Annotated in this window: 2 protein-coding genes; both read left to right on the forward strand. The window is 66.2% G+C overall.

Features of this window, described 5'->3' with window-relative positions; all coding sequences use genetic code 11:
- On the forward strand, nt 1-892 hold an 892-nt coding region (mycP, locus tag ACFWF3_RS32255; RefSeq protein WP_379317613.1), incomplete at its 5' end, for a type VII secretion-associated serine protease mycosin.
- 62 nt (nt 893-954) lie between these two features.
- A complete protein-coding gene (locus ACFWF3_RS32260; RefSeq protein WP_379317615.1) occupies nt 955-1,722 on the forward strand; it encodes a potassium channel family protein in 768 nt (255 codons plus the stop codon).
- The last annotated feature ends 708 nt before the right edge of the window (nt 1,723-2,430 follow it).

The following is a 2,430-nucleotide window of genomic DNA, read 5'->3' on the forward strand; positions in this document are numbered from 1 at the left end:
GAACAAGGGGCCCGACGATTTCCCCGAGGGCTACGGCAAGGTCTCCTCACTCGCGAGCGCGATCCGGCGGGCGGCCGACTTCGGCGCCCGCGTGATCAACATCTCGCTCGTCGCCTGCAACAGCGGTTCCCCGGCCAACGAAGCGGCGTTCGGCGCGCTCGGCGCGGCCGTGCGGTACGCGGCGCTGGAGAAGGACGTGGTGATCGTCAGCTCGGCGGGTAACTCCGACAACGCCTGCAAGTCGGGCAATCCCGGGCCGGACCCGCTCAAGCCCGCACAGGATCTGTGGAGCACGATCCGCACCTATGTGAATCCCGCCTGGTACGACGAATATGTGCTCTCGGTCGGCTCCATCGGCGCCAACGGCGCACCGTCGTCGTTCACCGTGCCCGGTCCATGGGTCGGCATTGCCGCACCGGGAGAAGGCATTACGTCCCTCGATGCCAGGACCGCCGGCATCTCCGACGGCAAGTACGACAACCAGGGCAAGTACATGGCCTACAGCGGAACAAGTTTCGCTTCGCCGTACGTCGCAGGCGTCGCCGCGCTGGTGCGCGACAGGTTCCCGGACCTGACCGCCAAGCAGGTCATCCAGCGGTTGCAGGCCACGGCCCACGCACCGGCAGAGGGCTGGAATCCGTACATCGGTTACGGCGCAGTGGATCCCGTCGCGGCGCTGACCAACGAAGTGCCGAGGGAACTTCCGCCGAAGCAGGCCAGCCCGGCGCGCAGCCTGCAGCTCGCGGTGCCCGCACCGCCGCCGCCCGCGGACAACACCGCGCGCAACGTGGCGCTGATCGGTTCCGGCGCCATCGGCCTGATCCTGGTCCTCGGCGTCCTGGCGTCGTTCCCGATCCGGCGCAAATTCGGGATGTCGGCCGACGATCTCTGACCTGCTCGACCAAAGAGCAGGGTACGGTCGGCGGGCCAGAGCCCGTCGACCCAGGTAGCCGCATGAATTCGTCAACAACCGACCGTCCACTCACCCGCAGGCAGCGGTGGGAGCGCGCGACCAATCTGCCGTTGATGGCGCTCGCGGTGGTGTTCGTCGTCATGTACGCGTGGCGGGTGCTCGACACCGATGTGTCACCGCGCCTCGATACCGGTCTCGTGCTGGCCGATATCGCGATCTGGGCGGTGTTCTTCGTCGATTTCGTGGTCAGATTGCGGCTCTCGGGCGACCGGTTGCGCTTCCTCCGCAAGCATCCTCTCGACCTGCTGGTCGTGCTCGTGCCGCCGTTTCGCCCGCTGCGGCTGCTCCGTGCTTCGCTGCTGCTGCTCGACGCCCTCAACCGCGCGACGCATCCGCGCACCCGCCTGGTGACCTTCGTGGCCACCAGTTCCCTGCTGATCCTGTTGCTGTCGAGTCTGGCCTTCTTCGACGCCGAATACGGCGCACCCGACTCCAAGATCGAGACCTTCGGCGACGCACTGTGGTGGTCGGCGGTCTCGGTGACCACGGTCGGCTACGGCGACGTCTACCCGGTGACCACCGAGGGCAGGCTGGTCTCGCTGGTCCTGATGACGCTGGGCATCGGCCTGATCTCGTTCGCCATCGGCACCATGACCACCTGGGTCGTCGAACAGCTCAAGACCGTGGACGCCGCCGCCGACCGCGCGGAGAACATGCTCCGCGACCTGGTCGACGAGGTCAAAGCCCTGCGGACCGAGGTCGCCGAACTCCGCGCGGATTCCGCGAAGCAGGCGACCCCGCCCGGCTAGCTCACTTCACTTCGGCGACAGGCTTCTTGGCGGGCGAGGGATCCGGCGCGACACCGTCGTGCGCCACCATCGCCTCTTCCCGACCCATCGTGGGGGGTGCTTCCCGATCTCCTACTGCGAACGGCCGGTGAGACCGAGAAATGGGCCAAGGGCCGGGCCCAGTCAGCACCGGACACTCCGCAGGGCCCCGCACCGAGGTGTTGCGGGGCCTGAGCTGTCGGCAGATCAGTAGAACGTTGCCGCGATGTGCCCCGCCGGATTGTCCCAGTCAGGGCGGTGATTACCTGCGGAGTTCCACTCGCAGTTGGCCGCCGTCGGGCGTTGTTGCTGCGACCTCCAGTCCTGGCACTCCTCCACGGTGGGGAACGAGCAAGCAATCACCCGCACGTTCTCATTGGTGAAACATGGGCCGCTCGCCGTGAATGCCGATGCTGCGCCAGCACCAAAACCCGCTCCGGCTATCAGCGTTGCCGCGCCGAGTACGCCCGTGGCCAGGCACCCCATGAACTTGCTACGTGTACGCAATGTAACCCCTCCTCAATATTGAACACGGTGATGCCCCTCGGGATTCGCTGCTCGAGCGAACCCCGAATCATATGGAGCGTCACTGGGTTTGACGCAAGCGGGCTCGATTCGGTTCCCTCACTTTGGGGGGTTACTTGACCGAGGCGACCGGTTTGGTAGATTGTGTGAGTTTAGTTGTCTGTG

Source organism: Nocardia sp. NPDC060220 (genome assembly GCF_042727815.1).
Taxonomy (GTDB): Bacteria; Actinomycetota; Actinomycetes; order Mycobacteriales; family Mycobacteriaceae; genus Nocardia.